This window comes from Scandinavium sp., from assembly GCF_036271055.1.
In the GTDB taxonomy this organism is placed as follows: Bacteria; Pseudomonadota; Gammaproteobacteria; order Enterobacterales; family Enterobacteriaceae; genus Scandinavium.
This window is the reverse complement of sequence record NZ_DATBBJ010000061.1, coordinates 1-2,098: the sequence shown is the minus strand read 5'-3', so window position 1 is coordinate 2,098 and position 2,098 is coordinate 1. Positions and strand designations below refer to the sequence as shown.

Below are 2,098 nucleotides of genomic sequence, written 5' to 3'. Positions count from 1 at the left end.
TACGTGACTCCTTCCCATCAGTTCCCGCTCGGTATGACGATGAGTCTCGCGCGAAGGATGGCGCTGATCGAGTTCGCACGCGCCTGCGACGCTTACATTTTCGAGGACGATCACAACTCGGAATTTCGTTATACCGGTCCCCCACTTCCATGTTTGCAGGGCCTCGATAGCGTCGGTCGTGTTATCTACTCAGGCACACTGAGTAAGATCCTGTACCCGTCGTTGCGGCTGGGCTATATCGTCGCGCCACACCAACTGGTCGAACCGATGATTAAGATTCGGGCTGTGATGGACCAACACTCGCCGGCCATCGATCAGGCAACGCTGACCCGATTCCTAACGGAGGGGTTTTTCCTTACTCACATCAAACGGATGCGAAAATTATATTCGGACCGCAGGGACTTTTTTATCGAACAATTCAAAAAATTGTTAGGCAAGTACTTCATCCTCGAAATCCCCGAAGCTGGATTGCACTTCGTCGCTTGGGTGCGACAGAAAGGACACATGCCGGTGATCACACGCGTGTGCGCTGACATCGGTATCAGGCCTTCGCCATTGTCGTCGTGCTTTATGAAAGTGGCGCCGAAACCCGCACTCACATTTGGGTTCGCAGCGTGGTCGCGCGCGCAAATCCGCGAGGGCCTTAGCAAGTTCGCCGCGGCGCTGAATTCAAAATTGAATTAGGCCGCAGCGCTGGTTCGCCATCTCTCTGCAGTTGCCGCCGAACTGGTCAGGCGACCATCTCGTCAAATGGACTGTACCAAACGCACGAAGTGGCTCTGGCGATGTCTCGACGCGAGTTCCTAAAGTGCGGTCATGAAAATTCAAACAGAAAATATGACAGCACAGCTTATAACCAAAGGAGTTACCCAGACTCTTTCAATAATCGCGACTGTTGTGTGCATCGCTTTACTTCCGACGCACGCACAGGGACAAGGCCAGGCAAAGGCAAAAACACAATACAACGTGTCGAACCTCCCTGATTTTGGCGGAACGAGTAGCGGGGGAAATAGCATTAACGACCAGAGCTGGGCGGCAGGCTATTCCAGACTGCCGAATAGGAACCGGCACGCTACGCTGTGGCGAAGCGGTTTGCTCTCCGACCTAAACACACTCGGCGGACCAAACAGCAGTGTCACGTGGAACGTGAAGAATACCGCTGGAATCATCGTCGGCATATCTCAAACCGCCGATCCGGAACCTCTGGGCGAGAGCTGGAGTAGCGCGGCTTTCTACAGTACGCCTAACAACGTCGGCTATATCAATCTCGGGTTCGTTTGGCAAAACAACCAGATGAGAGGACTTCCCCCATTTCCAGGCGGCAATAACGGCTTTGCAACGGGAGCCAACAACTTGGGTCAGGTAGTCGGATGGGCGGAGAATAGCGTTCATGACCCCACCTGTTGCTGCACCCAAGTACTCCAGTTTCGTCCAGCCGTGTGGACTCTGGGACCACCGGACCAAATCCATGACCTCCCTCTGATCCCGGGCGACACCTCAGGAGCTGCCACGGCGATCGATGACAATGGCCAGATCGTCGGCATTTCTGGAATCTGCGACCAGGCCGTTGGAAGACATACGGCCAAGCACGCTGTGCTATGGGAAAATGGCACTGTGACTGATATTTATCCAGATGCACCAGCCCCGTGGTGGAATACGCCGACGGCAATCAATCAACGAGGCGATGTAGTCGGGTTTGCCGGCGACCCGGCATTTGTTGAAGGCGATATCTTACATGCTTTCATGTGGACCAGGGAAGACGGCATCCGGCCTCTCAAACCGTTAAAGGGTCGTACACCAAAACATGTAGACAGCGAGGCCTACGGCATTAACGAAGCCCGCCAGGTAGTCGGTGTCTCATGCGACGCGGACCTGGTTGATTGTCGTGCAGTTATTTGGGATCACGGCAACACACCAACAGACCTAAACGATCTCAAAGCACCCGGCTATTCTGCACTGCTCACAAGCGCGAAAGACATAAACAACAAGGGAGAGATTACAGGTAGAGCTGCCGATCCAATTACGGGCGTGTTAACGGCGTATCTGGCGGTTCCTGTCAGCGGGCAATAACAAGAGTAATAAGGCCTCTATTTCTATC

2 protein-coding genes are annotated in these 2,098 nt (G+C 53.9%); both read left to right on the top strand.

The window, feature by feature from the left end; translation table 11 throughout:
- On the top strand, positions 1-684 hold a 684-nt coding region (locus VH187_RS10285), incomplete at its 5' end, for an aminotransferase-like domain-containing protein (protein ID WP_329701360.1).
- Positions 685-816: 132 nt separating this feature from the next.
- On the top strand, positions 817-2,070 hold the full coding sequence (locus VH187_RS10280) for a hypothetical protein (protein ID WP_329701359.1): 1,254 nt from the start codon (positions 817-819) through the stop codon (positions 2,068-2,070).
- Positions 2,071-2,098: the final 28 nt, after the last annotated feature.

Coding starts and splice junctions, on each gene's coding strand:
- VH187_RS10280 (WP_329701359.1), top strand. CDS start 817: ATGAAAATTCAAACAGAAAATATGACAGCACAGCTTATAACCAAAGGA.